Source organism: Salicibibacter kimchii, from assembly GCF_003336365.1.
Lineage (GTDB): Bacteria > Bacillota > Bacilli > Bacillales > Marinococcaceae > Salicibibacter > Salicibibacter kimchii.
This window is the reverse complement of record NZ_CP031092.1, coordinates 1,614,373-1,638,497: the sequence shown is the minus strand read 5'-3', so window position 1 is coordinate 1,638,497 and position 24,125 is coordinate 1,614,373. Positions and strand designations below refer to the sequence as shown.

Below are 24,125 nucleotides of genomic sequence, written 5' to 3'. Positions count from 1 at the left end.
ACAGCCATTGGGAAAAGCCCCGATGGTTTTCTTTTCTGCAAACCCCCGCATATAGGAGGAAATTTTGTTGAAATGCTAGTTGTTTTACCTTAGCTTCTGTACAATGGAAAGGCAGGGCTCAAAATAATGGAATGGGTGATTGCTGATGTCCGGAAAGTGGAGCAATATCCTTAAAAAGCTAAACCGTTACTTTTTCGGTGAGCCATCAGATGATGGAAATGACCGAGAAGAACAGGTGGAAGATAGCAAAAAGAAGCTAGAACGACAGGCTGTAAATGCTGGGCGGACACCCGGTGCCAAGGTGGTCCATAGATATCCGAGCGGGGGGAACTTTCGGTTTCCAATGGATTTAGAAAAGACACCCCCGCGTCGTCAACCGCAAAGATCGCGAGAACCCGTGAATGTGAAATCGAAAAACAATGAACCGAAATCGCCGCAAAAAGAACAAAAGAAAGAATACTTCACAAACCCGGATTTTAAGTTGACGCATACCCCCTCTCCCGTGCACGGCTTTCAAAAACCGCCAGAAACACGGAACTTTGCACACGAACCGGAAATAGAGACCGAAGAAACAGAAATTGCGGTGACAGAACAGGTGCTAACATCTCCGTCGAGAGATAATGATTCAGAGCGTGTCGACGATTTAGAAGACAAGGGAAAGGCCACGGAACATCAGCCGGCCGAACATGACCTGAATTTGCGTGGAGTATCCGAACGGTCAAACCAACGGTTATACAGATCCACAACGCCTAGTCATGGCACCGCAACCAACGTTCACGAATCGTCTAACGAACGACGCGAACAAGAAATTTCAAAACGCTCAGCGAAACGAAGGGAAGTAACGAGCAGAGAAACAAGGAAACCATCAGGAGATGCCAGTAATGTCATTATGACCCCGACCGATCGCTATCACTATGAGAAGAGGAGAAGACAGAAAAAAAGAAAGGGGCCTTTCCGCAAAACCGATCATGACCAACCAAAGCTATAAGGAAGGCTATGATTCGCCTCCGTTCAAACTATTAACACCGCCTGTGCAAGCTTCCAGCGTAGATGAAAAGAAGCTGCAGGAGCAGCGAGATCAATTGGAAGCAACCCTACATCAATTTCAAGTGAAAGCGGCGGTAAGCAATGTTACGGAGGGTCCTTCCATTATCCGGTTCGAAGTGCAGCCGGCTCCGGGGGTAAAAGTTAATAAAGTGACCAACCTCAGTGATGATTTGAAATTAGCGATGGCAGCTACGGACTTGCGGATGGAAGCGCCGATCCCGGGTAAAAACGCCATCGGAATTGAAGTGCCCAAAGAAAATCGCGAACCTGTTGCATTACGCGAGTTATTCGAAAAAGAAGCGTTTCAAAGCCATGAAAGCCCACTTGCTGTCGCGCTTGGCCTTGATATCACCGGGAGTCCCATTATTATGGATTTGAACAGCATGCCTCATGGATTGATCGCGGGTGCCACAGGCTCAGGGAAAAGTGTCTGTATTAACTCGATTCTTATCAGCTTGCTATATAAAGCAGACCCTGATGAAGTAAAGTTGTTGCTTATCGACCCAAAAGTCGTTGAGCTTGCCTTTTACAAAGATATTCCCCATCTTGCCGCACCGGTGGTTACCGATCCGAAAGAAGCGATGATGACGTTAAAATGGAGCGTTGCGGAAATGGAAAGGCGTTACCAGCGGTTCGCGGAGGCAGGAGTTCGGGATATCATAGGGTATAATCAAAAAGCAGAGGAAAAAATGCCTTATCTCGTGATCGTTATTGATGAATTGGCTGATCTTATGATGGTCGCCCCTCAAGATGTGGAAACATCGATCAGCCGTATCGCCCAAAAAGCAAGGGCGTGCGGCATTCACTTACTCGTGGCTACGCAGCGCCCGTCTGTCGATGTCATTACAGGTTTAATAAAAGCAAATATCCCGACGCGTATTGCTTTTGCCGTTTCTTCCGCGGTAGATTCCAGAACGATCCTGGACACCGGAGGTGCTGAACGTCTGATTGGAAAAGGGGATATGTTGTTAAGTGAAAATGGGGCCTCGAAGCTTGTCCGTTTGCAAGGGACGTTTGTTTCGGATCAAGAAATCGATGAAGTCGCGGCTTATTTGCGTAACAAAAAAGCGCCTGTTTATTTGTTTACAAAAAATGACGTCGTTAAGCATGAATCACGTTCAGACGATGATGACTTATTGGAAGACGCTTCGTATTTTGTTATCCAGCAGGGGAGTGCCTCCACATCGCTCATTCAACGCCAATTTCACATTGGCTATAATCGGGCCGCGCGTTTAATGGATATGATGGAGAAAAAAGGTGTTGTTTCTGCCGCAGCCGGAACAAAGTCCCGCGACGTACTAGTGAGTGACGAACAACTGTCCGATCTGTTTGATTGATGATTATCCATGCTTCACTTGTGAAATTACGCACGATCTAATAAGATAACGGTAATACCATTAATGTACGAGGAGCCGGACATGAAAGAGATTGATTTGAAATTACAAGGGAAGTTAAAGCGACTTACAAACAAAACATTTAAATTTGATAGACGTGTCGGCGAAGGCTGGTTTTCTGCCGTTTATTTTTTAAAAACGAAAGAGATTATCAAAAAACATAAACCCGACGATATTGTTACGATGCAATTTTTTCAAAAGAATCATGCCGTATTATGCGGGGCAGATGAAGTGATCGCGCTCGTGCAGACGTTTGCGGATCACCCGGAAGAATTAGAAATTCGTTCACTACAGGACGGCGATAAAATTGAACCATACGAAACAGTACTGACGATCACGGGCCCCTATCAGCATTTTGGTTATTTGGAAGGGGTCATTGATGGTATTTTTGCGCGCCGTACTTCCGTGGCTACCAATGTGTATGAAGTCGTCAAAGCCGCTCGCAGTTCAGGCAAGCAAAAGCCGGTCATTTTCATGGGAGATCGTGATGACCATTTCACCCAGCAGGCCGGCGATGGCTACGCAGCGTTTATCGGGGGATCGCAAGCCCAATCCACCCATGCCATGAATGAATGGTGGGGGAGAGAAGGAATGGGGACGATGCCCCACGCGCTGATTCAAATGTTTCACGGAGATCTCGTGGCTGCCAGCCACGCATACCGAGAGATGTACCCCGATGATCATTTGATGGCGCTTGTCGATTATAATAATGATGTGATTACGGATTCATTGCGGGTTGCCCGTGAATTCAAAGGCATGCTTGATTCAGTTCGGGTCGATACATCAGGTAGTATGGTTGATCAATACTTTTTTAGAAATCCCCAAGAGATGGGAGATTTTGATCCAACCGGTGTGAACGCGCCTTTAATCTTTGCGTTGCGCCAGGCATTGGATGCGGAAAATTTTCATAATGTCAAAATCACCGTTAGCGGGGGGTTCACTGCCGAAAGGATCCAGGCGTATGAAGATGCAAATGTACCTGTTGATTCATACGGAGTTGGGAGTAGCCTCCTGGAAAAGACGATTAGTTTTACGGGAGATAATGTTACTTTAAATGGCCATCATGAAGCAAAGGCAGGCAGAAAACTTCGGGAAAATCCAAGAATGGAGCGGATCGATCATCCATGAGCGGCAAGGTCATGGGAATTGTTGTCATTGCTTATAGGGCAGGATAAATGAATCAGTAAGAGACAATCTCTATTTTCGATCTCTCGCATACCATAGATGTAAGCATGCAAATAAAAGGGAAGGTTACATCTCTAGGGGGAGCAGCTTAACGGTTAAAAAGATTGAACTGCACGAAGGGGAGGGGACCAAAAAACGTTTGTTGACCGGCGGATGTTGAGACACTTTGTTCTCTCCTTCGATTTTGGTATAATATAGTGAAACTTCCATTAGAGGGTGCTTTTCCCCTCTGAGGATTTTATGGTACGCCGGTTAAGATCGCCACCTCCTGTGGCAACGCGGGCGCTAGTACCTCTTGTGCGTCGAAATCGGGGTGTTAGTCGCCCGCTGCTTCAGAGGTCGGAAAGCCCTTATTCAGGCAGCAAAGAATGATCTTCCGATTTCCGGATTCCGATATCTGACTTCCGGAAAAGCGGGCGCCTGTCACCGGGATAAAAAAACGTGCAGGTAAACAGATACATGGAAGTTGCCCTGGTAACACTTTGTGAAGGGCAATTTAAATTTGGAGGTCCCCGGATATGACTAGTTACCACTTGATTGGCATAAAAGGGTCAGGAATGAGTGCGCTGGCACAAATTCTTCACGACATGGATGAAATCGTTCAAGGATCCGATGTAGATAAATATTTCTTTACACAAAACCCTTTAGAAGCGCGAGGCATCCCGATATACGGGTTTCATAAGCAAAATGTAAACCCTGAGCATACCATCGTAGCTTCGGCAGCTTACAATGCCGAGAATGAAGAAATCGCGGAGGCAAATACACAAGGGCTTTCCATTAAAGCTTACCCGACTTTTTTGGGTGAGTTGGCTTCTCGTTTTACTTCCATTGCCGTTACCGGAACCCATGGCAAAACATCAACGACGGGATTGCTCTCTCATGTACTTGGTTCTTACCGGCCAACGTCCTATCTAATTGGTGATGGGACTGGGAAAGGCGAGAAAGATAGTTCCTTTTTTGTTTTTGAAGCATGTGAATACCGTCGGCATTTTCTCAACTATCGCCCGGATTACGCGATCATAACAAACATTGATTATGATCATCCCGATTATTTTCAAGACATTAATGATGTCGTTGATGCTTTTGACGAGATGGCTGCGCAAGTGAACAAAGCCATCATCGCCTGTGGAGATGATGAGTATTTACAAACCCTCAACGCCCCGGTACCTATCGTTTATTACGGCATCGGAGGCAACCATGATTTCACAGCAAGAAATATTCAAAGCGGTGAAGGTGGCACGGATTTTGATGTAATGATCCGAGGAGATTATTTCGGAACGTTCACGATTCCCGGCCATGGCGACCATAACGTATTAAATGCGCTCGCTGTAATCGCGCTCAGTCATTATGAAGAGATGCCGACCGAAACAATGAAAAAACGTTTGGCAGACTTCCCCGGCGTAAAAAGACGCTTTACCGAGAAAAAATGGGGATCGCAGTTGCTCGTCGATGATTATGCGCATCACCCGACGGAGATTAAAGCGACCATTGACGCCGCCAGATCGAAATTTCCGAATCGTGAAATCGTCGCTGTGTTTCAGCCCCACACGTTTACGAGAACCGTCACATTTATCCAGGAATTCGCGGATGTGTTGAGGCAGGCGGATGTTGTCTATTTGTGTGATATTTTCGGATCTACGAGAGAAGAGCAAGGCCAAACGACGATTGAGGATTTATTAAACCTAATTCCCGAGGCCCGATTACTGCAATTGGCCGATGTTGACACGCTCGCAAACCATAAGGACAGTGTGTTACTGTTCATGGGAGCAGGCGATATCCAAAAATACCAAAGGGCATACGAGGAACGTACGTCATCTAAACCTTGAACAGTAGATTAAGGGATGTGGCAGAGAACCTGTCACTCCATAAGTTGGGACAAGGCGTTTGAAAAAGCACGGCTAAGGGAATGGTAGGAACAAAATGAGGAGGTGAATGCGTGCATGGCGATTGTGTATATAAGTGTTGCGATTGTAGCCATCGCGATCGTAGTCCTTATTATTTATATTATACAAACACTTAAGTCGGCACAGGGGGTGGTTAAACAGTTGGGCAATACAGCTGATGCTGTAGAAAAACAACTGCAAGGGATTACGTCGGAGACTGAAAATCTTGTCAAAACAACGAATCGACTGGCAGAAGACGTTGAATCGAAATCAGAGTCATTGGAAGGGTTGTTTGCAACGGCTGAAGATCTTGGTAAAACAACCGAGCGAGTTTCAGATTCCATTCAACATATGTCCCGAACCGTCTCACAAGAAACAGATCGTAATGCAGAACAGGTAGCACAAGTGGTTCAATGGGGGAGTGCATGCATTGACCTCTATGATAAGTGGAAAAACCGTCGGAACAAAGGGAACGATTTTTAAATCATTACTTACTTATAGGAGGTTTTATAAATGGGAGACATGAATACGAAAGATTTATTAATAGGTACATTTATAGGAGGAATTGTAGGAGCAACGACAGCATTGCTGCTTGCCCCAAAATCCGGGAAGGAACTACGGGGAGATATCAGCGAAGGAGCTACAAACGCGAGAGACAAAACGTATGAAATTACGAATAGTGCTTATGAAAAAGGCAGTGACTTTGCAACTACTGCTATTGATAAAACACAAAATGTGGCCAAGACTGTTTCTGACCAATCAAATCAAGTGGTTGGCCGTATTCGAGATGCAGCCGGACAGATCAAAAATGATGTAAATGATGCACAAAAATCAGCGGAAGAACTCGCGGACGACCTGTCCAATGAGGTACAATCTGCTGGAGAAAACATTGGAGATTCGGTAAAAAAAGAGGCTGAGGACTTGAAAAAAGAGGCCGAGGAACGTTCGTGAACACATACGAAATGGGAGGGAAGAATGTGAAAAAGATTAATGAACAAAAACAATTATTCGATGCTATTGAAGAAAACGAAGAGATTCTATTATTCAAAAATAGTACAACCTGCCCTATAAGTTCCAATGCTTTTGATGAATTTAAAGCATTTGCTACGGAACATCCTGAAGTGCCGGTATATTATTTAAATGTCCAAGAGGCCCGTCCCTTATCGGAATATGTAGCTACGTATTGGGATGTTAAGCATGAATCACCACAAGCGTTGCTGCTGACTGCGACTGAAGCAAAATGGCACACATCCCACAGTGATATTACAGAACAAACCCTTGAAAAAACGATATTGTAACGCCATTGGCCCTCGCGAGATCGAGGGTTTTTATTTATAAGAGTTTTTTTAGCTTAGTCATAGATCGTCCGCGCCTGCATGGAAAGTAACGAACACTTTAACACTTAAAAGCGTTTAAGAAATAAAGAAAAACACCGTGACATCCTTTGGATAATAAGTTATAATAGCTTTTAAAACCATACAGTGGAGAGTAAAGAGGAGTGGATGTGTTGTGAGTAACGAGGAGCTGGAGCAACTGCGCGCTTCGTTGGATAATAAAAACATGGAAATATTAAAGCTAATTAACGAGCGTGCAGAAATTGTACAAAAAATCGGCGGTGTTAAAAGCAAGTCGGGGACGAAACGTTTTGACCCTGTTCGGGAACGGAAAATGCTCGATTTAATCGCGGAAGAAAATGAAGGACCGTTTAAAACAAGCACGTTGCAACACTTGTTTAAACAAATATTCAAAGCGAGCTTGGAGCTAATGGGTGAAGATGAACAAAAAGCGTTGCTCGTCTCTCGCAAAAAGCACCCGGATAATACTATCGTGTCGGTTAAAAACGAACAAATCGGTGATGGAAACCAACGCCTGATCGCGGGACCGTGTTCGGTAGAAAGCGAAGAACAGGTTTTCACGGTAGCGGAAGCTTTGAAAAATCGCGGTGTGAACTTGTTGCGTGGTGGTGCTTACAAGCCGAGGTCCTCTCCTTATGATTTCCAGGGATTGGGAGTAGAAGGTTTGAAGATACTGAAAAAAGCGGGCGAACGCTTCGATATGTCTGTGATCAGCGAAATCGTCACCCCCGGAGACGTAGAGACGGCGCTTGATTACCTCGATGTGATCCAGATCGGCGCGCGCAATATGCAAAACTTTGAACTGTTGAAAGAAGTAGGTTCCACAAATAAACCCGTGCTGTTAAAACGGGGATTGTCGGCAACCATTTCAGAATTTATGCAGGCGGCAGAGTATGTGATGTCGAGAGGGAATACAAATCTTATGCTTTGTGAACGGGGCATACGAACGTATGAAACGGCCACTCGTAATACCCTTGATATTTCAGCGATCCCTATATTGAAACAGGAAACACATTTGCCCGTCCTCGCGGATGTTACGCATTCAACGGGGAGAAGGGATTTATTGTTGCCGGCGGCGAAAGCAGCGCTTGCCATTGGTGCGGATGCTGTGATGGCAGAAGTCCATCCGGATCCGGCCGTAGCCCTTTCGGATTCCGCACAACAAATGGACATTAGTCAATTCAACGAGTTTATCGACACGCTCCGTGATGAACAATTGTTGAAAGATGGCGCGGGAGCAACGACAAAAATATAATACCAATCGGAGAAACCGGCATCCATTTTTAAATACGAGCGGATGCCGGTTTTCCATGTTTGCTAAGCATTTGATTTGTAACGGTATTTTCGAGTAGTGATGGCCACGACCATTCCGATCACCACCGTTATGACATACAAAGCCAAATATAACCATGTTTGCCCATCGGATAAACTCAAGTCATTAATCATCACAATTAAGAAGAAAAACAAGACAGTAACAGCTATTCCGATGATCCATTGAATGGTCTTTCGACCGAAAATATTGCTGATGATAAACCCTAACAAAAGGGTGATAACAGGATTGAAAAACGTTAACAAAGCGAATTGGTTCACCGTATTCACCTCGATTCTCTCCTCTATTATTTAAGGAAACAAAAGAAATGTCAATTTCTAAAACGTGATATTCGGAAGAGAGCCTTGTATTTCGATGTCCCATTCAATAAATTTGTCGCCATTTCTCTTCATAGGTTTGTTAGGAGGGACGAACGGAAATACTGAAAACGGTAGGTTCGTATTGATGTTTGCCCATGCAAGAAATGATTAAACATTGTATCTAAACTGTCGATATGTACGACAGGGAAGAATTGCGAACCTCCTTAAGTTATCGTAAGATGATTGTATCCGTATGAAAACAATGTAAGGATATATAAGGAGGATTTTCCAATGAGTGCCACCATATACGACGTTGCTGATGAAGCAAAAGTTTCAATGGCTACAGTTTCCAGAGTTGTCAATGGAAACCCAAATGTGAAACCGTCGACAAGAAAAAAAGTTTTAAACGCAATTGAGAGGTTGGATTACCGGCCGAATGCGGTTGCTCGTGGGTTGGCCAGCAAAAAAACGACGACGGTAGGCGTGATCATTCCCGATATTTCAAGTATTTTCTTTTCGGAACTTGCGCGCGGCATTGAAGATATAGCGACGATGTACAAGTATAATATTATTTTATGTAACTCCGATAAAAATAAAAATAAGGAAATTCATTTGCTTAATACCTTGATGGAGAAGCAGGTGGACGGAATTTTATTCATGGGCGGAGAAATTACAGAAGAACACGTCGAACATATGAGAAGTTCTTCCGTCCCCATTGTGTTGGCGGCGACGTACCATGAAGATGCAGAGTTTCCATCGGTGAATATTGATTACGCTCAAGCTGCATTCGACGCGGTAGATTATTTAGCAAAAAAAGGGCATACACGTATTGGCATGGTATCAGGGACATTGGAGGACCCTGTCAACGGTTATCAAAAATTTAAAGGGTACAAGCAAGCGCTCGCTGCAAATAATGTTCCGTTTGACGAATCATTAATTTCAGTATGCGACTATACGTATGATTCAGCGGTTGAATCCGTACAGGACTTTCGGACGCTTGAGAAAAAGCCTACAGCGATCTTTTCGGCAACGGATGAAATGGCGCTCGGCATTATTCATGGGTTGCAAGATCGCGGCTTGCGGATTCCGGATGATGTGGAAGTGGTCGGATTTGATAACACTAGATTGGCTACGATGGTTCGTCCTACGCTCACAACGGTAGTGCAACCAATGTATGACATCGGAGCTGTTTCCATGCGGTTGTTAACGAAATTCATGGACAATGAAATGATCGAAGAGCAAAATGTCGTTCTTCCTCATCAAATTGAATATCGGAATACGACAACCCATAAGGAGACGATAAAGGAATAACGCGAGTGCCCTTATAATGTGAAACTTCCATCAGAGCGTGGTTTTCCCTCTGATGGTTAGTTGAACGTATCGGGGGGTAGTCGCCCGCTTTTCCGGAAATCAGACACCGGAACCCGGAAGACGGAAAATAATTCTTCGTTTCCTGAAAAGGCTTTGTCCGACCTCTGGTCTCCGAAATCTGACCTCTGAAATTGCGGGCGTTTACCACCGGGATAAAATTGAGTACAGGAGGCGCTGGTGTTGAAAAAATTAGATCTATTCACGCCGTTAGGTTTAATATTTGGGCTGTTCGTTGTTGGAATGGCGATTTATTTTAATGCAGGAACGGATGCCGTTTTGTTATTTATGCAGCTTGCGTCTGTATCTATTGTTTTTGGCGGTGTTGCCGCTGCATTGTTAGTGAACTTTTCAGCCCAGGAATTAAAGAAGTTTCCCACCGTCGTTAAAGAAGCATTTCGACACCGGGAATACGATTTGCGGGAGTTGAACGACACCTTCGTCATGCTGGCGAAAAAAGCAAGAAAAGAAGGGTTACTGGCGTTGGAAGCGCAGCTGGATGACGATGTAAACGACCCTTTCATTAGAAAAGGCGTCCGCCTGGCTGTAGACGGAATCGAGCCGGAGATGATCCAGGATATATTGATGGCAGAGGTCGTTTCAATGGAAGAGCGTCATAAGCGTGGCCGGCGTATCATTGAACGGGCGGGAGATTTCGCGCCGGCCTGGGGCATGGTCGGTACACTCGTTGCCCTTGTCATTCTCCTCAATGATTTGGATGATCCTGCCACCCTGGGACCGACGATGGCCCTTGCGATGCTGACCACGCTATATGGCGCGATTTTGGCGAATTTAGTTTTCAATCCAATCGCGAGCAAACTGGAAAATAAAACGGAAACCGAAGTTTTCGTCAATCAAATTATGATCGAAGGGGTCATAGGCGTTCAATCTGGTCAAAATCCACATATTTTAGAAGAGAAATTGCGAGCATTCATACGAGACGAAAGAAAGCCGGAGTATGACGTACGAGAATCCGGAGTGCTTGCCCATGAAGTTTAGAAGGCCTGGAAAAACACAGTCGAATAATAGGCAATGGCTCACGACTTTCTCGGATATGTTGCTTATGATGCTGGTATTTTTTATTATGTTGTTTTCCATTTCGGTCGTTGATTCGCAGCGCTTTCAAGATCTGGTGGATTCCTTTGAGGGGCAGGATATATTTGACGAGGCTTCATCCATTGTAGCCGAAGAACCGGAAACCTCCGGCACGGATGATGACGATCAAATATATGACGACGGTCAAGGGAGCATGGAGGAAGAAGACCTGGAATCCCTCTTGGAAGAGATAGGTAGCTACATAGAAGATAATGATCTTGAAGATGTGATTACGGCTACCCGCGAAGAGCGAGGGGTGAAGCTGGTCTTGCAAGACCGTTTGCTGTTTGATACCGGAGAAGCATCCATTTTGGAGGAAGCGGAACCTTTTCTGGATGAAACGATCTCCCTTTTGGAGGAATTCCCCTATTCCGCAGAAGTGGAAGGGCATACGGATAACAGACCCATTGAGACCTATCGATACCCTTCCAATTGGGAATTGTCAAGCGCGCGGGCAACGAGCGTGATTCGCTATTTTATTGAGGAGGGCGAACTTAACAGCTCCCGCTTTGTGGCTACAGGCTATGGGGATACGCGTCCTGTTCAAGCGAACGATACCTCCGAAAATATGCAAGAAAATCGTCGAGTTGTTATTTTTGTGACAGACCCCGACTTTGAAGACGAAACATAATGAAACTTCCATCAGAGGTTTTTTTATCCCACTCTGATGGTTTTAAGGTCGTCGTCCTGGGGCAACGCCGGCACTAGGGCATTATTTCAGAAATACTTTCACAGACAATTGCCATTGGCGATGTCATAAAGGCCGGATAGAGCCAGTGGAAAAGTATGACGCACAGTCGAATAGATGTAGTTAAAATGCAGGTGTGCAAGCCATCTTCAATTGGGCAGATCAAGACAAAATGAGGCGAGCAGCGAAGGTTTGTTCTCCAAGGGCGCGGGTCCTATTGAACATTGGTAAAACAATCGCAAAGAAAGCAAAAGAACAGAGGGTCTGTGTCGTTCCCGTGTTTGCTTCGGATGCCCAGCACAGCTTTGCCTCTCCTTCCATGCCGATGTCGTACATGTTTCGGATTGCAGCCTAACTCCGGAAATCAGACATCGGAAGTCGGAAAATCATTCTTCGCTTCCTGAAAAAGGCCTTTTCCGACCGCTGGTATCCGAAATCTGACCTCTGAAATAGCGGACGTTTGCTACCTGGATAAAAAGACGCTATCAGCGTCTTTTTAGAGATCTGAAATCGGTAGTCGTAAGTTCTTTCCGCTAACAAAGGGGTACTTGGTACTTTTTTTACCTTTGAATAAAACCGGCAGCCCATCGTAATGGGCTGCCGTTATTTTAATGTTTCTTGCATTTCGCGGCGGATATAGTAGAGTGACTTTTCAAGGGTTTGTGCATTTTTTTGGTTGATTTCGGGACGTCGCGGAATTTTTGGAACTTCGTTTTCCGATTCTTCCCAGTATCGGGGGAGGGGGTCGGTTGCCTTGTCGGCCCAGCGATTTCGCCACTTTTCAGGAAGCTTTCCGTGCGTGAGCGATGTTTGGTCGCTCATTTCCAACCAAACATTGGACCAGGCAAGAGGCACGACACGCCACAGATCATACCCGCCGCCGCCGACCGCGATCCATTTGCCGTCACAATATTGATGGGCCATTTCATGGGCGATTTTCGGTACTTGTTTAAACGTGCGGAGGGTTGTCGACAAATGGGTGAGCGGATCAAGAAAATGGGCGTCCGCCCCATTTTGGGTCACGATAACATCCGGTTGGAAAAAAGCACATGCTTCCTTGACAGCCGTTTCATAACAAATTAAGAACGATTCATCTTCCGTGAAGGCGTCAAGTGGAAGGTTTAACGTAAAACCGTATCCTTGTCCGGCGCCTTTTTCCGTAATTGCTCCGGTGCCGGGAAATAAATACCGGCCCGTTTCGTGAATGGAAAGGGTCATGACGTTCGGGTCATCGTAGAACGCCCACTGGACCCCATCGCCATGATGGGCATCGGTATCAATATAAAGGACACGGGCATCATAGTGTTCCCGGATATAACGAATGGCAATAGCGCTGTCATTATAGATGCAAAACCCGGATGCTTTTCCGCGGAATCCGTGATGAAGTCCGCCTCCGAGATTCGCAGCGTGTTTATATCGCTCTTCCATTACTTCTTCTACGGCTTGGATGGTGCCGCCGACAAGCAATGCAGAGGCATCGTGCATATTGTTAAAGATAGGCGTGTCCTCTGTGCCGAGACCATAATTCGCGGCTGTACCCGCCGGTAACTGTTCAAGCGAACCCTTTTTCACCGCTTCGATATAATTTTTTTCATGGAACAATCCAATTTCTTCGTCCGATGCTTTTCTTGGGAGAACGATCTCGTCGGAAGATAATGCCCCTAATGATTGTAAAAGATCAACTGTTAATCTTAATCGCAACGGATTGAAAGGATGAGTATCGTTAAATTTGTAGTACAGTTGCTCTTCGTTGAATATAAATGCTGCGTGTTTGTTAGTCATAAGCGGTCGGGACTCCCCATATTCGGGATGGAAGGACCAGAGATTTCGTATCCTTCGTCTTTGAGTGATGTAAGGACGGCTCGTATATCCATCGCTTGAACACGGAACGCGAGAATTTTATAGTCGGTTTGTTTATCTGGATAGATAAGCATGCTCGTCACATTAATGCCGTGATGCTTGAAGATTGCAGCCACATCGGCCAGCTGGCCGCTTGCATCAGTTACTTTCACCTCAATTTGTGAACTTGGTTGGTCAGCGCCCATGAGTTGGACGAGCGTATCGAGCAAGTCTCTTCCGGTGATCATGCCGACGAGTTTATCATCAACGGTTACCGGGGCTCCGGTAATTTTGTGTTCACTGAGCATGGAAGCCACATCTGCCACATACTCTAAGGGGTGAACAGTGAAAACTTCGGTTTTCATAATTTCTTTTACCGGTTGTTGCAAAATGGTATCCAAGCGCTTATTGCTGAAAATAGAAAATCTGGCATCGCGAACATCACGATCGGAGATAATGCCAATAAGGGTATCATCATCGGCGACGATCGGAATGTGGCGCAGGCGTTCCTTTTCCATGAGGAAGACAGCGCTTTCAATTTTGTCTTCCATCGTTAGCTTATGAACGTTCGTTCTCATAATCTCTTCGGCGTTCATCGCGGGGGTGCACCTCTCTTTCAAAACAAGAATCGGTCTGTAAAGCGAATTTGATCGAAGGTTTGTACATCTTCTATCGAAACACGGCTTCCGATTCGAACCAATAAACAATTGGCCGGATGGGAACTGATTTCCGGGTCATCGGTGGCCATCCAATATAAGCCACCTTTGTTCATCATTTTTTCCATAATCTTACGGTACTCCCATACAGATTTCCCGCTATTTTTTAAATCCCAGTGCCAATAATATTCGGTCGTAATAATGATGTAGTCCTCCATGGCATCGTCATACATCGATAGTTCCAGCAAACGGCTGCCTATTTTAGCCCCGCGGTATTCATGTGCGACTTCAATGGCACCGAGTTCAATCAGGTTATCCAACGGGCTTTCCGACCAACGTTCGAGGGGATCGGGATAAACAAATGTAGCATATCCAACGATCATGCCGTCATCGACCGCAACGTTGATCCTCCCTTCGGGGAGTTTGGCAATGCCCATCAATGCTTTTTTCTGTGCCTTCGGTTGGCGAAATGCAACAAGTCCCGGATGGTACTCATAACGGGCAATTTGTTCACTGGATATCGGACCTTCAAAGAGAATTTTTTTTTCGTTGACTTGCACTTCTTCACGATAATACGTTTTGATGTGTTCCATCAAGTATTAGAACCACCTTTATCGAATGCATTAGATTCATTATACATGACAAGAACGTGAAAGGGGAAAAGATTTAAAGATCAGGGATACGCTTTTTAATGTTTGTGACAACTTTTTAACGTTGTTAAAATTGATTCATATTCTATAACCTAGTATACTAAAAGTGGAAACTTTCATTTGAAATTTATTTTAATCCCACTGGTGGGGTGCGTTGGGGTAGTACCGACCTATCGTGATTCCTGTTTTTCGGCGCGAACATCGGGGGGAGCAGCTGTCATTATCGAAAGAAAGGAAGATATGCCATGGAAATGCAAACGCTTTCACCAAAAGGTGGAGACCACAATCTAAAAGATTACGAAAAAGCAACGCAACAATTTGATTGGGCAGAAGTTGAGAAAAATTTTTCCTTTTATGAAACCGGGAAGGTAAATATGGCGTATGAAGCCATTGATCGGCACGCTGAGAATGCTGATAAAAAGGACCAAGTTGCGCTATACTATAGCGATGATCATCGCGATGAATCTTACACATTTGCTGACATGAAAAAAATGACCGATAAGGCTGCTAACGTATTTAAGGAAGCCGGGATTGAAAAAGGGGACCGTGTATTTATTTTCATGCCGCGTTCGCCGGAATTATATTTTGCCGCTCTTGGTGCCATTAAAGTGGGTGCGATTATTGGCCCGTTGTTTGAAGCTTTTATGGAGGGTGCGGTAAAAGATCGTCTGCAAAACAGTGAGGCAAAAGCAATTGTAACAACAAATGACCTGGTCGGGCGCGTGCCCGTATCGGAGCTTCCCGCGTTGGAACAAGTATTTATCCAAGGGGATGATGTAAAAGAAGAAGGAAAAACCCTTGATTTTAAAACGCATCTGGAAAGGGCATCCGAAAACCATGACATTACTTGGGTGGATCGCGAAGATGGCCTTATTTTGCATTATACTTCCGGTTCAACGGGCATGCCGAAAGGTGTATTACACGTTCACGTGGCCATGCTCCAGCATTATCAAACGGGCAAATGGGTCCTTGATTTGAAAGAAGATGATGTGTACTGGTGCACAGCCGATCCGGGCTGGGTAACCGGAACGTCTTACGGGATCTTTGCACCTTGGTTAAATGGGGTCACCAACGTTGTCCGGGGCGGACGGTTCAGCCCTGAAGCTTGGTACGGAACGTTGGAAAAATATAATGTCACCGTTTGGTACAGTGCGCCGACTGCACTGCGTATGTTGGCAAGCGCCGGCGACGATGTAGTGAAAAATTATGATTTATCGAACTTAAGGCATATTTTAAGCGTCGGTGAACCGTTAAACCCTGAAGTCGTGCGTTGGGGACACGAAGTTTATGGCTTGCGTATTCATGATTCCTGGTGGATGACGGAAACAGGCGCGATTATGATTACAAATTTCCCGACATTGACGGTGAAGCCGGGATCGATGGGCAAACCGATTCCGGGCGTAGAAGCCGCGATTCTCGATGACCAAGGGAATGAGTTGCCACCAAACCGTATGGGCAACCTTGCGATGAAAACAAGCTGGCCGTCGATGATGCGCTCCATTTGGAATAATGAGGAAAAATATAACGGCTACTTTGAGTTTCCGGGTTGGTACGTATCCGGCGACTCAGCTTATAAAGACGAAGATGGCTACTATTGGTTCCAGGGACGTGTGGATGATGTGATTGTTACTTCCGGAGAACGTGTTGGGCCATTTGAGGTAGAAAGCAAACTGGTAGAGCATCCGGCTGTAGGTGAAGCGGGTGTGATCGGCAAGCCTGATCCTGTGCGCGGGGAGATTATTAAAGCGTTCGTGGCACTGAAGGAAGGTTATGAAGAAAGTGATGAATTGAAAGAGGATATTCGGGTATTTGTGAAAAACGGATTGGCTGCTCACACGGCGCCTCGGGAAATGGATATCCGTGACCAATTGCCGAAAACCCGAAGCGGAAAAATCATGCGGCGTGTGCTAAAAGCATGGGAGCTTGATTTGCCAACCGGTGATTTATCAACGATGGACGATGATTAAGGGATACGTTTTGAAACCGATAAGGATGCCTGGAGGCATTCTTATCGGTTTTTTGAGTTTTGTCATTTAAACAGTGGGTAAGGACAAAATTATAGATTACGTGCGTGTTTTGTCCTCAAAGGGGACGAATGAAGATAAAATCACAGGCCATGTAAGGATTTTGTCGAGAAAGCAGAGTGAATTTGATGCTCCAACCCTGTTTAGCGTTGGGTAAAAATTTAGGTATTGTTCGTGGACTTGAAAATCGGCCGGAGAAGCTCGATCAAATTGTATATTCAATTGCCAATAACACATCGCAAGAAGGGCTCTCATGTTATCAATAAATCGTAGCATATTTCCTATCATGTATAATACTGTATAGGGAGAGGGTGCTCATTGCCCGCTCGGGTATGGTACGGTTTGATTAATCACCAACCAGCGAGCAAGCTGTAGACGAGTTTGTGGAGGACTCGTCTTATTTTCTTCCTATTCCATACTGCTAATAGCAGCAGAAACAGGAGGGAACCTGCTAGTTCCATAACATTTCACCCCCTTTCATTGGGAGTGGTAGCCTAATAGCCTAATCCCTATACAGTGTTGGCTACATGTCTATGATACTATAGTTGCTTAGGGTTTTGTCTGCCCTTTCCCTTTGTTTCCTACAACGATTCCCTTCCCTTTGTATCCACAGCCGTCACCTCATAATTTTTCCTAACATCAACGCCTTTGTAAGTGGTGGTCGTATTCCCGATGACGTTAACCACAAACTTTCCGTTATCTTCATAAATACGGTAGCCGACAATGTCATCATCCGGATGCTCATCCCAGTATAATGCGCCTTTGTCTGTTCTGACTCCACTGACTGCTTCCGGAGGATGATCGCTGGTCGGTGTTTTAGACTCAGCGGGGATCACATCGCCAAGCAGCCCGTCGTCCTCGTGTTTGCTATGATTCATTTGATCAAAAAAAGGATGGTCCACAACGATCCCCTTGGCAGTAAACGCCTCCGGGGTATCTTCCAAGGCCGGATAATTTTGGCCGCTGATCGTTACGTATCTTTCTTCACGGGAGTCGTCTTTTTTTGTAGGGGCGTGGGTCTCGTTCATAAGATCCGTATAGACGAGTCCCGCGTTATGGCAAGGGATAGATGGTAATAATCCATTGACGCCGCACATCGTTGCTCGCACAATCCCGTCCGGTCTATGAAATCGCTGATTACTTAAAATTCTATCATGATCCTCGCCTGCGGCCGCGTTCATCATGGTTGCCCACAGTGCTTGCGTGCGTTGACTATAGGTGATTCCGTTGTATTGTCGTTCCAGCGGTTGCGGGTCATCATAACCGATCCATACGCCAAGGGTTACTTTTGGATTCAGGCCGATGAACCATGCATCATGGTAATCGGTGCTCGTCCCTGTTTTTCCAGCCCAATCGCCGCTGACAGCAAGCTTTTCCGGTAAAAAATCAGCCGTGCCGCTTTTTATGACATCTCGCATCATATCGACTGCAAGATAGGATGTTCGCGGGGAAAAGACAAGCGTCGATTCCGGCTCGTGTTCATAGATTACGTCGCCTTCATGGGTTTCCACGCGTTCAATCATGTATGGATCCTGTCTCTTACCATCATTCCCGAAAAGCGACATCGCGCTTGTATTTTGTTCCACGGTTGCATCTATGGCTCCTAGAGACGCGGATTCGTAAACATGGCTGCCGTCGATGAAGAACCCCATGTTTTGTAAATCGTTTTGCACCTCGTCTTGCTCTAACAGCTGAAATGTTTTGACAGAAGGGACATTTTGCGAATACATTAACGCGTCACGCACCGGGAGGAAGCCAAGGTAGTTGTCTCGATTGTTGGCCAACGCTGTTCCATCACTATAAGTCGACGGCATATCCGGAAGGGCGGTAGCAGGCTGGACAATGCCTCGCTCCATCGCCGAACCGTAAGGCATTAACGGTTTGATCGTTGATCCGACAGAGCGTTGTCCTTGTGTCGCGTGATTTAAGTTTTCCCTTTCAAAGTTTCTTCCGCCGACAAAGCTTAGAATGGCACCAGACTCGTTTTCTATAAGTGTTGCTCCTATCTCTTCCGGCATGTCCCCCCGATTGGGTCCGAAAAGGCTGTCGTCTTTGATGGATGTATTCATGGCATCATAACTATTTTTATCGATGGTTGTATGGATACGGTATCCGCCAAGACGGAGTTGAGTTTTGGCTTTATCATAAAAGTTCTCCATAGCTTCACGATCTAATTCTGCAATATCTATGTTTGCTTTTTCCAATAAAAGGTCACGAAGGATAAGGCTCGCCCGTCGCTCTATTTCGTTGGTCATGTAAGGATAGCGTTCCATGCTTCTACTTCTCTTCGTGTCTTTCACGTGTGTGAAATGATTTTCAATATCGTAGGCGAGCGCTTCTTCATACCTATCATCATCGATGATGTTTTTTTCGTGCATACGCGAGAGCACCTTCTCCATACGATTTATTCCGGCAGATAAGTCATCACGGACGTCTCCATTCGGGGTGAACGGGGTAAACGTGAATGGGTTTTGTGGCAATCCGGCAATAAACGCCGCTTGTGGAAGGTTAAGTTCCGAAGCATCCACGCCGAACACCCCTTGAGCCGCCGTTTGAACCCCCGCAATTTGTGTGCCGGACGCATCTCTGCCAAAGGGAACGACATTTAAGTAAACTTCCAGAATTTCATCCTTATCTAAATAATTTTCCAAACGCATCGCGAGCATCATTTCCCGGGCTTTTCGATTAAAAGAAACTTCATTGGATAGCAGCTGGTTTTTTACAACTTGCTGGGTTAATGTACTGCCGCCGGTTTGCATGCCCGAACCTGCGATTTCTTGAAAAGCCGCGCGCATAATGGCTTTCGGGACAATCCCGCTATGTTCGTAGAAATATTCATCTTCTGTTGCAATCATTGCTTGGATCACGTAGTCGGATACATGATCAAGCGGAACTTCACGTCTATCTAAAATTGAAGGCAGCTCCCCAAGATAGGTATCGCCCGCAAAATAAACTTCACTCGTCTGTTCGTAATTATAAAGGTCCGCTTTCATTTCATCTTCCGAATACGCCGGCGCATCCTCTACGAGGGAAACAAAGTACCCGAGACCGGAAGCGCCAACGAACGTCATACTAATAAGTGCCGTAGTGATCATAATTAAAAATAAATTCCAAAGGACCTGCCCGGCGATATCGATGGGGCGGCCGATCTTTGTTTGGTCCCAATGTCCCAACCAATCGTTTAGCCTTTGCAAACGACGCTTCATCGACTCCCCCCTCCTGGTGCCTTAGTTTGTCATTTCGGGCTTTTGTCCATGCATACAGTTGACATTTTGTTTCATTTTGTGCTATAAAATAAGCATTCATAGGAAACAAACAGCGAAGGCAACGAAGTAGTTATTTGCGTGTTGTCCCAGAGAATCGACGGTTGCTGCGAGTCGATGCAAACGCAAACGGGCGAAATACATTGCCGGAGTTTTCTCGAATAGAAGAACGTAATCTCTGCGTTAAAGAGCCGAGGTGGAAGGCATTGGGTCTTCAACAAGGGTGGTATCGCGACAAGTTCGTCCCTTTATTAGGGGCGGACTTTTTTATTTTCATGAGGAGGAATGGAAATGTCGGAAGAATTACAAGCAACACCGGAACAACAAAAAGAGATTGATCATCAAGTGAAAGCATTGCAAAGAGGGGTCGTGGAAATTATTCCCGAAGAGGCGTTTCGGGAAAAAATCAAAAAGTCCGTCATCACCGGCAAGCCGCTGAGAATCAAACTTGGCATGGATCCATCCGCGCCTGATGTTCATATCGGACACACGGTTGTGCTGCATAAATTACGTCAGTTTCAGGAGTTTGGCCATGAAATTCAAATGCTCATCGGGGACTTTACCGGAAAAATCGGGGACCCGAGCGGCAAGAGTGAAACGCGCAAATCGTTAACGACAGAAGAAGTGGAAGCGAACGCGAAGACGTACGTGGAACAATACGGAAAAGTGTTGGATATGAGCAAAGCGACGCTGTACTATAATTCGGAATGGCTTAGTCAACTAACGTTTGAGGATGTTATTAAACTGGCCGGGAATCTTACGGTTGCCCGCATGCTTGAACGGGAAGATTTCCACAACCGTTATACATCGAATAAACCGATCTCCGTTCATGAATTTTTCTACCCGCTGATGCAAGGATACGATTCGATCGCGATGGATAGCGATATCGAGGTAGGCGGGACTGACCAAACCTTTAATGTCATGATGGGTCGACAGCTGCAGGATGCTTATGGCAAAGAGAAGCAGGTAGCTCTGACATTGCCGCTTATGGAAGGCTTGGACGGAGAGCGAAAAATGTCGAAGTCCCTGGACAATTACATCGGCATTGACGAGGAACCGAATGAAATTTTCGGAAAAGCCATGTCCATTCCGGATGAACTCATGGTTAAGTATTATGAACTGGCGACGGATATCTCGCTTGCGGAGATTGGAGAACTGGAGAAAGGACTTGTCGATGGTTCGGTTCATCCGCGTGATGCGAAGCAAAGATTGGGCCGGAAGTTCGTTTCGATGTATTACGGGGAAGAGGAGGCCGAGAAGGCACAGCAATATTTCCAAACCGTCTTCCAGAAACGGGCGCTTCCCGATGATATGCCGGAAGTGGTGTGGAAAGGGGAAACAACGGTATCGATCATTGACCTTCTCGTGGAATTGGAAATGCAACCTTCAAAAGGCGAGGCACGCAAAATGATTCAAAATGGCGGCGTGAAAATAAACGAAGAAAAGGTAAGCGACATTAAAACAGAGATTACTGTTGAAGACGGCATGATCGTGCAAGTCGGCAAACGGAAGTTTACGAAGTTAAGTGTTTAAATAGGTACAGTCGCATTTTATTCTAAAGAATGCGGCTTGCTTCATTAAGTTTTTATGAAAATGTGAACGATTGAACGTAAAAACAGACAAGACTGTTACGATAATCACGTTGTTTGGGGTTGATTTTTACCGCTGATACCTCTCACACGGTTAGAGAGTCTTTAATCGGTTAGCCCCCGCCGTTGGGGTGCCAATTGTATGATTAGTGACCCTTCAAGCGTGTTTTTGCCTCTGTTCGTGTGCTAATGACTCGATTAGTGACCTTTCAACCCGGTTTTCGCTGCTGTTCGGGTCCTAACCCGCAATTGTACTCGTCCATTCGAGCGCTACATGCGGAAAATCCGCCAGCGCGTACGCCTGGCGGTAATTGTAAAATCTTTCCCCAGGTTAGCGCTCCTAATTGATGACTTACTGAAAAATGTTCAAGAAATCGTCGTCTTCTTTTCTTCTAATTTTCTTGTAAAGTAGACGGAGGAGGAGATAGTATTGAAAAATCTTCTATTAAAATGGTTTCGAGGTGTTGGACACATTGAAGGGCTGTCACTTGTCACACTTCTATTTGTGGCTATGCCACTAAAATATATGGCCGGTTATGATGAAGCTGTTTCTGTTGCAGGTATGATACACGGGATTCTCTACCTACTATATATGTCGTTCGTTTTTATTGTCACCTTCACCGTACGCTGGTCATGGAAATGGATCCTCGGCGCAAGCGCCGTCGCTTTCATCCCATTCGGCAACTTTATCCTCGACGCGAGGTTGAAAAAAGCTGAATTTATGCCAGAATTAAACGTCGAAAGTATAGTGAAATAACAGACAAACCAAGCCTTTCGCGATCATCGCGGGAGGTTTTTTCTATGTATGTAATAAGGTGAAAAGAATAACGGGATATCCGTGTTTTTTATCAATCAAGGCATTTAAACCATTTGAATGTCTGCGCAGTATAATTACGATCTATGTTCAAGACATCTGGGGAAGCACGTTGAAATTTGTTGTGGTGATGATATTCATGTAGGGATCATTGAAAATTATGATGATGAGTATGTTTATCTTCGAGAGACTGGCCATCCTTCAGGGCAAGGACCCGGGTTGTTCTTATTCCCCTTTGCTCTGGGTGCATTAATTTCGATTCCCCTAACCGCAATTACGCGATTTGGCGGACCGTTTTGTAGGTGGATATGGTAATCACGACGGAGCGTCTGATCATACGGGGAATGGAAAAAGATGATGCAAACGACCTTTATCATCTATTTTCCGATCCTTATGTCACGCGACTGGACCACGTTGATCCAATGACGAATAGGCAGGAAGCTGAAGCGTTGATACGAATGGCAGATCGCCATCCTGATCGCCTGCTTTTGAGCATCGAACAATAAGAAACCGGTAAGATTATAGGGACATGCGGTTTCAAAAATTTGAATCAAGTGTCCCGCCATGCAGAAATCGGCGGAAATTACTCCAGTTCAGTTTGGGGAAGAGGTTATGCAACAGAGGCGCTGAATGCCCTTTTGCGTTATGGTTTTACCGTGTTGAGGCTCAATAAAATATACGCACAAGCCAGTTCCGATAACGAAAGTGTCATGAAATTATTGAACAACTATGGATTTACACAGGAGGGAAGGTTGCAGGAGCACTTGCGGTTAAATGATGCATGTAAAGATCTATACATGTTTTCTCTATTAAAAAACGAATACACTGATTAAAGGTTCGATCATCAGCCAAAACGACTCATAAAAAACAACCTCCAAAGCAGGAGGTTGTTTTCGCTTCTATTACCGTGAATACCACTCAACGATGAGGGCTTCGCTAATTTCAGACGGCAGTTCGGAGCGTTCCGGCAAACGCGAGAACGTTCCTTCCAGTTTGTCTCCGTCGAAATTAATATATTCCGGTTCAAACGCCAACGCTTCACGTGCGTCCGCGATCACACTCAGGTTGCGGGATTTTTCGCGAACACCGAATGTTTGCCCGGGTTTCACTGTGTAGGACGGAATATCGACACGTCCTCCATCTACGGTGATGTGCCCATGATTCACGAGTTGACGTGCGCCCCGGCGTGTGCGGGCAAGGCCGGCACGGTACACGAGGTTGTCCAAGCGTCTTTCCAGCAAAATCATGAAATTCTCACCGTGAACACCTTTCATTTTCCCGGCTGTTTCAAATGTGCGCACGAATTGACGCTCATTTAATCCATACATATAACGGAGCTTCTGTTTTTCCCGAAGCTGCAAACCGTATTCACTTAATTTTTTACGTTGGGTTGGGCCGTGCTCACCCGGTGGGTAAGGGCGCTTGGCTAATTCTTTTCCTGTTCCGCTCAGCGAAACGCCGAAGCGGCGGGACTTTTTCCAGGTTGGACCTGTATAGCGAGCCATGATAGCTCCTCCTTTAACACGTTATTGCGTGAAAAAGAACAACGGTAGGCAATCTCTCATAACGCTCATTTTGCTTTCACACATCTTCGCTCCGACAGCAGGGAGTTACGGGATGCACCTCGATTTTCAGCCGCAGTCGAG

The 24,125-nt window shown here is 45.6% G+C and carries 22 protein-coding genes and 1 other annotated feature; of the genes, 16 read left to right on the top strand and 6 right to left on the bottom strand.

Translation table 11 applies throughout. The annotated features are described in order from the left end of the window. Positions 1-145 precede the first annotated feature (145 nt). The 8 genes from DT065_RS08155 (at position 146) to DT065_RS08120 (ending at position 8,119) form a co-directional block, all read left to right on the top strand. The gene (locus DT065_RS08155; RefSeq protein ID WP_114372389.1) at positions 146-988 is read left to right on the top strand and encodes a hypothetical protein; all 843 of its coding nucleotides are present in this window, start codon (positions 146-148) and stop codon (positions 986-988) included. Continuing rightward, positions 915-2,384, top strand: a complete 1,470-nt coding sequence (locus DT065_RS08150) for a DNA translocase FtsK (protein ID WP_114372387.1) — start codon at positions 915-917, stop codon at positions 2,382-2,384. Before DT065_RS08155 ends, DT065_RS08150 begins: the two co-directional genes overlap by 74 nt. Positions 2,385-2,465: 81 nt before the next feature. Next, positions 2,466-3,569, top strand: a complete 1,104-nt coding sequence (locus DT065_RS08145; RefSeq protein ID WP_114372385.1) for a nicotinate phosphoribosyltransferase — start codon at positions 2,466-2,468, stop codon at positions 3,567-3,569. Positions 3,570-4,144: 575 nt separating this feature from the next. Continuing rightward, on the top strand, positions 4,145-5,452 hold the full coding sequence (murC, locus tag DT065_RS08140) for a UDP-N-acetylmuramate--L-alanine ligase (protein ID WP_114372383.1): 1,308 nt from the start codon (positions 4,145-4,147) through the stop codon (positions 5,450-5,452). 114 nt (positions 5,453-5,566) lie between these two features. Next, positions 5,567-5,992, top strand: a complete 426-nt coding sequence (locus DT065_RS08135; protein WP_114372382.1) for a DUF948 domain-containing protein — start codon at positions 5,567-5,569, stop codon at positions 5,990-5,992. A gap of 30 nt (positions 5,993-6,022) precedes the next feature. Then, positions 6,023-6,460, top strand: coding sequence for a YtxH domain-containing protein (locus tag DT065_RS08130; RefSeq protein WP_114372380.1), 438 nt, complete (start codon positions 6,023-6,025; stop codon positions 6,458-6,460). A gap of 26 nt (positions 6,461-6,486) precedes the next feature. After that, on the top strand, positions 6,487-6,807 hold the full coding sequence (gene ytxJ / locus DT065_RS08125; RefSeq protein ID WP_227002771.1) for a bacillithiol system redox-active protein YtxJ: 321 nt from the start codon (positions 6,487-6,489) through the stop codon (positions 6,805-6,807). A gap of 211 nt (positions 6,808-7,018) precedes the next feature. Next, a complete protein-coding gene (locus tag DT065_RS08120; protein WP_114372378.1) occupies positions 7,019-8,119 on the top strand; it encodes a bifunctional 3-deoxy-7-phosphoheptulonate synthase/chorismate mutase in 1,101 nt (366 codons plus the stop codon). 62 nt (positions 8,120-8,181) lie between these two features. On the opposite strand, the gene DT065_RS08115 is transcribed toward DT065_RS08120, so the two are convergent. Beyond that, positions 8,182-8,463, bottom strand: coding sequence for a hypothetical protein (locus tag DT065_RS08115; RefSeq protein ID WP_114372376.1), 282 nt, complete (start codon positions 8,461-8,463; stop codon positions 8,182-8,184). A 321-nt stretch (positions 8,464-8,784) separates the two neighbouring features. Between DT065_RS08115 and ccpA the strand changes: the two genes are divergently transcribed. The 3 genes from ccpA (at position 8,785) to motS (ending at position 11,587) form a co-directional block, all read left to right on the top strand. Beyond that, the gene (ccpA, locus tag DT065_RS08110; RefSeq protein WP_114372375.1) at positions 8,785-9,804 is read left to right on the top strand and encodes a catabolite control protein A; all 1,020 of its coding nucleotides are present in this window, start codon (positions 8,785-8,787) and stop codon (positions 9,802-9,804) included. Positions 9,805-10,044: 240 nt separating this feature from the next. Continuing rightward, complete coding sequence (locus DT065_RS08105) at positions 10,045-10,860, top strand: MotA/TolQ/ExbB proton channel family protein (RefSeq protein WP_114372373.1); 816 nt, start codon at positions 10,045-10,047, stop codon at positions 10,858-10,860. Further along, positions 10,820-11,587, top strand: a complete 768-nt coding sequence (gene motS, locus DT065_RS08100; protein WP_335743586.1) for a flagellar motor protein MotS — start codon at positions 10,820-10,822, stop codon at positions 11,585-11,587. The genes DT065_RS08105 and motS overlap by 41 nt, the downstream gene beginning before the upstream one ends. A 660-nt stretch (positions 11,588-12,247) precedes the next feature. Here motS and DT065_RS08095 read toward each other — a convergent pair. From DT065_RS08095 to DT065_RS08085, 3 genes are read right to left on the bottom strand one after another with little or no spacing between them, the layout of a single operon-like run. Beyond that, positions 12,248-13,426, bottom strand: coding sequence for an acetoin utilization protein AcuC (locus DT065_RS08095; RefSeq protein WP_114372369.1), 1,179 nt, complete (start codon positions 13,424-13,426; stop codon positions 12,248-12,250). Beyond that, positions 13,423-14,079, bottom strand: coding sequence for an acetoin utilization AcuB family protein (locus tag DT065_RS08090; RefSeq protein WP_114372367.1), 657 nt, complete (start codon positions 14,077-14,079; stop codon positions 13,423-13,425). The genes DT065_RS08095 and DT065_RS08090 overlap by 4 nt, the downstream gene beginning before the upstream one ends. 20 nt (positions 14,080-14,099) lie before the next feature. Further along, positions 14,100-14,732 carry a GNAT family N-acetyltransferase gene (locus tag DT065_RS08085; RefSeq protein WP_114376177.1) on the bottom strand — a complete coding sequence of 211 codons (633 nt, stop codon included), beginning with the start codon at positions 14,730-14,732 and terminating at the stop codon, positions 14,100-14,102. A gap of 302 nt (positions 14,733-15,034) precedes the next feature. Between DT065_RS08085 and acsA the strand changes: the two genes are divergently transcribed. Continuing rightward, positions 15,035-16,756, top strand: coding sequence for an acetate--CoA ligase (gene acsA, locus DT065_RS08080; protein WP_114372365.1), 1,722 nt, complete (start codon positions 15,035-15,037; stop codon positions 16,754-16,756). A 638-nt stretch (positions 16,757-17,394) separates the two neighbouring features. Here the strand turns inward: acsA and DT065_RS08075 are convergent. Further along, complete coding sequence (locus DT065_RS08075; protein ID WP_114372363.1) at positions 17,395-20,019, bottom strand: transglycosylase domain-containing protein; 2,625 nt, start codon at positions 20,017-20,019, stop codon at positions 17,395-17,397. 103 nt (positions 20,020-20,122) lie between these two features. Next, positions 20,123-20,327: a binding site (T-box leader), on the top strand. 40 nt (positions 20,328-20,367) lie between these two features. Here DT065_RS08075 and tyrS point away from each other — a divergent pair. The 4 genes from tyrS (at position 20,368) to DT065_RS08055 (ending at position 23,312) form a co-directional block, all read left to right on the top strand. After that, complete coding sequence (tyrS, locus tag DT065_RS08070) at positions 20,368-21,609, top strand: tyrosine--tRNA ligase (protein WP_114372361.1); 1,242 nt, start codon at positions 20,368-20,370, stop codon at positions 21,607-21,609. 486 nt (positions 21,610-22,095) lie between these two features. Then, positions 22,096-22,422: a DUF3817 domain-containing protein gene (locus DT065_RS08065; protein WP_114372359.1), complete on the top strand. Its 327-nt coding sequence runs from the start codon at positions 22,096-22,098 to the stop codon at positions 22,420-22,422. A 365-nt stretch (positions 22,423-22,787) separates the two neighbouring features. Further along, positions 22,788-22,985, top strand: coding sequence for a GNAT family N-acetyltransferase (locus tag DT065_RS08060; protein ID WP_114372358.1), 198 nt, complete (start codon positions 22,788-22,790; stop codon positions 22,983-22,985). Positions 22,986-22,997: 12 nt separating this feature from the next. Next, entirely contained in the window at positions 22,998-23,312 is a 315-nt protein-coding gene (locus DT065_RS08055) for a GNAT family N-acetyltransferase (RefSeq protein WP_114372356.1), read from the top strand. A 69-nt stretch (positions 23,313-23,381) separates the two neighbouring features. Here the strand turns inward: DT065_RS08055 and rpsD are convergent, their stop codons facing one another. Further along, positions 23,382-23,984 carry a 30S ribosomal protein S4 gene (rpsD, locus tag DT065_RS08050; RefSeq protein WP_114372354.1) on the bottom strand — a complete coding sequence of 201 codons (603 nt, stop codon included), beginning with the start codon at positions 23,982-23,984 and terminating at the stop codon, positions 23,382-23,384. Positions 23,985-24,125: the final 141 nt, after the last annotated feature.

Excerpts from the sequence above, each read along its gene's own strand:
- motS (WP_335743586.1), top strand. The coding sequence starts at position 10,820 with ATGACGTACGAGAATCCGGAGTGCTTGCCCATGAAGTTTAGAAGGCCT.
- DT065_RS08145 (WP_114372385.1), top strand. The coding sequence starts at position 2,466 with ATGAAAGAGATTGATTTGAAATTACAAGGGAAGTTAAAGCGACTTACA.
- DT065_RS08075 (WP_114372363.1), bottom strand. The coding sequence starts at position 20,019 with ATGAAGCGTCGTTTGCAAAGGCTAAACGATTGGTTGGGACATTGGGAC.
- DT065_RS08135 (WP_114372382.1), top strand. The coding sequence starts at position 5,567 with ATGGCGATTGTGTATATAAGTGTTGCGATTGTAGCCATCGCGATCGTA.
- DT065_RS08060 (WP_114372358.1), top strand. The coding sequence starts at position 22,788 with ATGGTAATCACGACGGAGCGTCTGATCATACGGGGAATGGAAAAAGAT.
- DT065_RS08150 (WP_114372387.1), top strand. The coding sequence starts at position 915 with ATGAGAAGAGGAGAAGACAGAAAAAAAGAAAGGGGCCTTTCCGCAAAA.
- DT065_RS08085 (WP_114376177.1), bottom strand. The coding sequence starts at position 14,732 with ATGGAACACATCAAAACGTATTATCGTGAAGAAGTGCAAGTCAACGAA.
- DT065_RS08155 (WP_114372389.1), top strand. The coding sequence starts at position 146 with ATGTCCGGAAAGTGGAGCAATATCCTTAAAAAGCTAAACCGTTACTTT.
- DT065_RS08130 (WP_114372380.1), top strand. The coding sequence starts at position 6,023 with ATGGGAGACATGAATACGAAAGATTTATTAATAGGTACATTTATAGGA.
- DT065_RS08090 (WP_114372367.1), bottom strand. The coding sequence starts at position 14,079 with ATGAACGCCGAAGAGATTATGAGAACGAACGTTCATAAGCTAACGATG.
- ccpA (WP_114372375.1), top strand. The coding sequence starts at position 8,785 with ATGAGTGCCACCATATACGACGTTGCTGATGAAGCAAAAGTTTCAATG.
- rpsD (WP_114372354.1), bottom strand. The coding sequence starts at position 23,984 with ATGGCTCGCTATACAGGTCCAACCTGGAAAAAGTCCCGCCGCTTCGGC.
- tyrS (WP_114372361.1), top strand. The coding sequence starts at position 20,368 with ATGTCGGAAGAATTACAAGCAACACCGGAACAACAAAAAGAGATTGAT.
- murC (WP_114372383.1), top strand. The coding sequence starts at position 4,145 with ATGACTAGTTACCACTTGATTGGCATAAAAGGGTCAGGAATGAGTGCG.
- acsA (WP_114372365.1), top strand. The coding sequence starts at position 15,035 with ATGGAAATGCAAACGCTTTCACCAAAAGGTGGAGACCACAATCTAAAA.
- DT065_RS08095 (WP_114372369.1), bottom strand. The coding sequence starts at position 13,426 with ATGACTAACAAACACGCAGCATTTATATTCAACGAAGAGCAACTGTAC.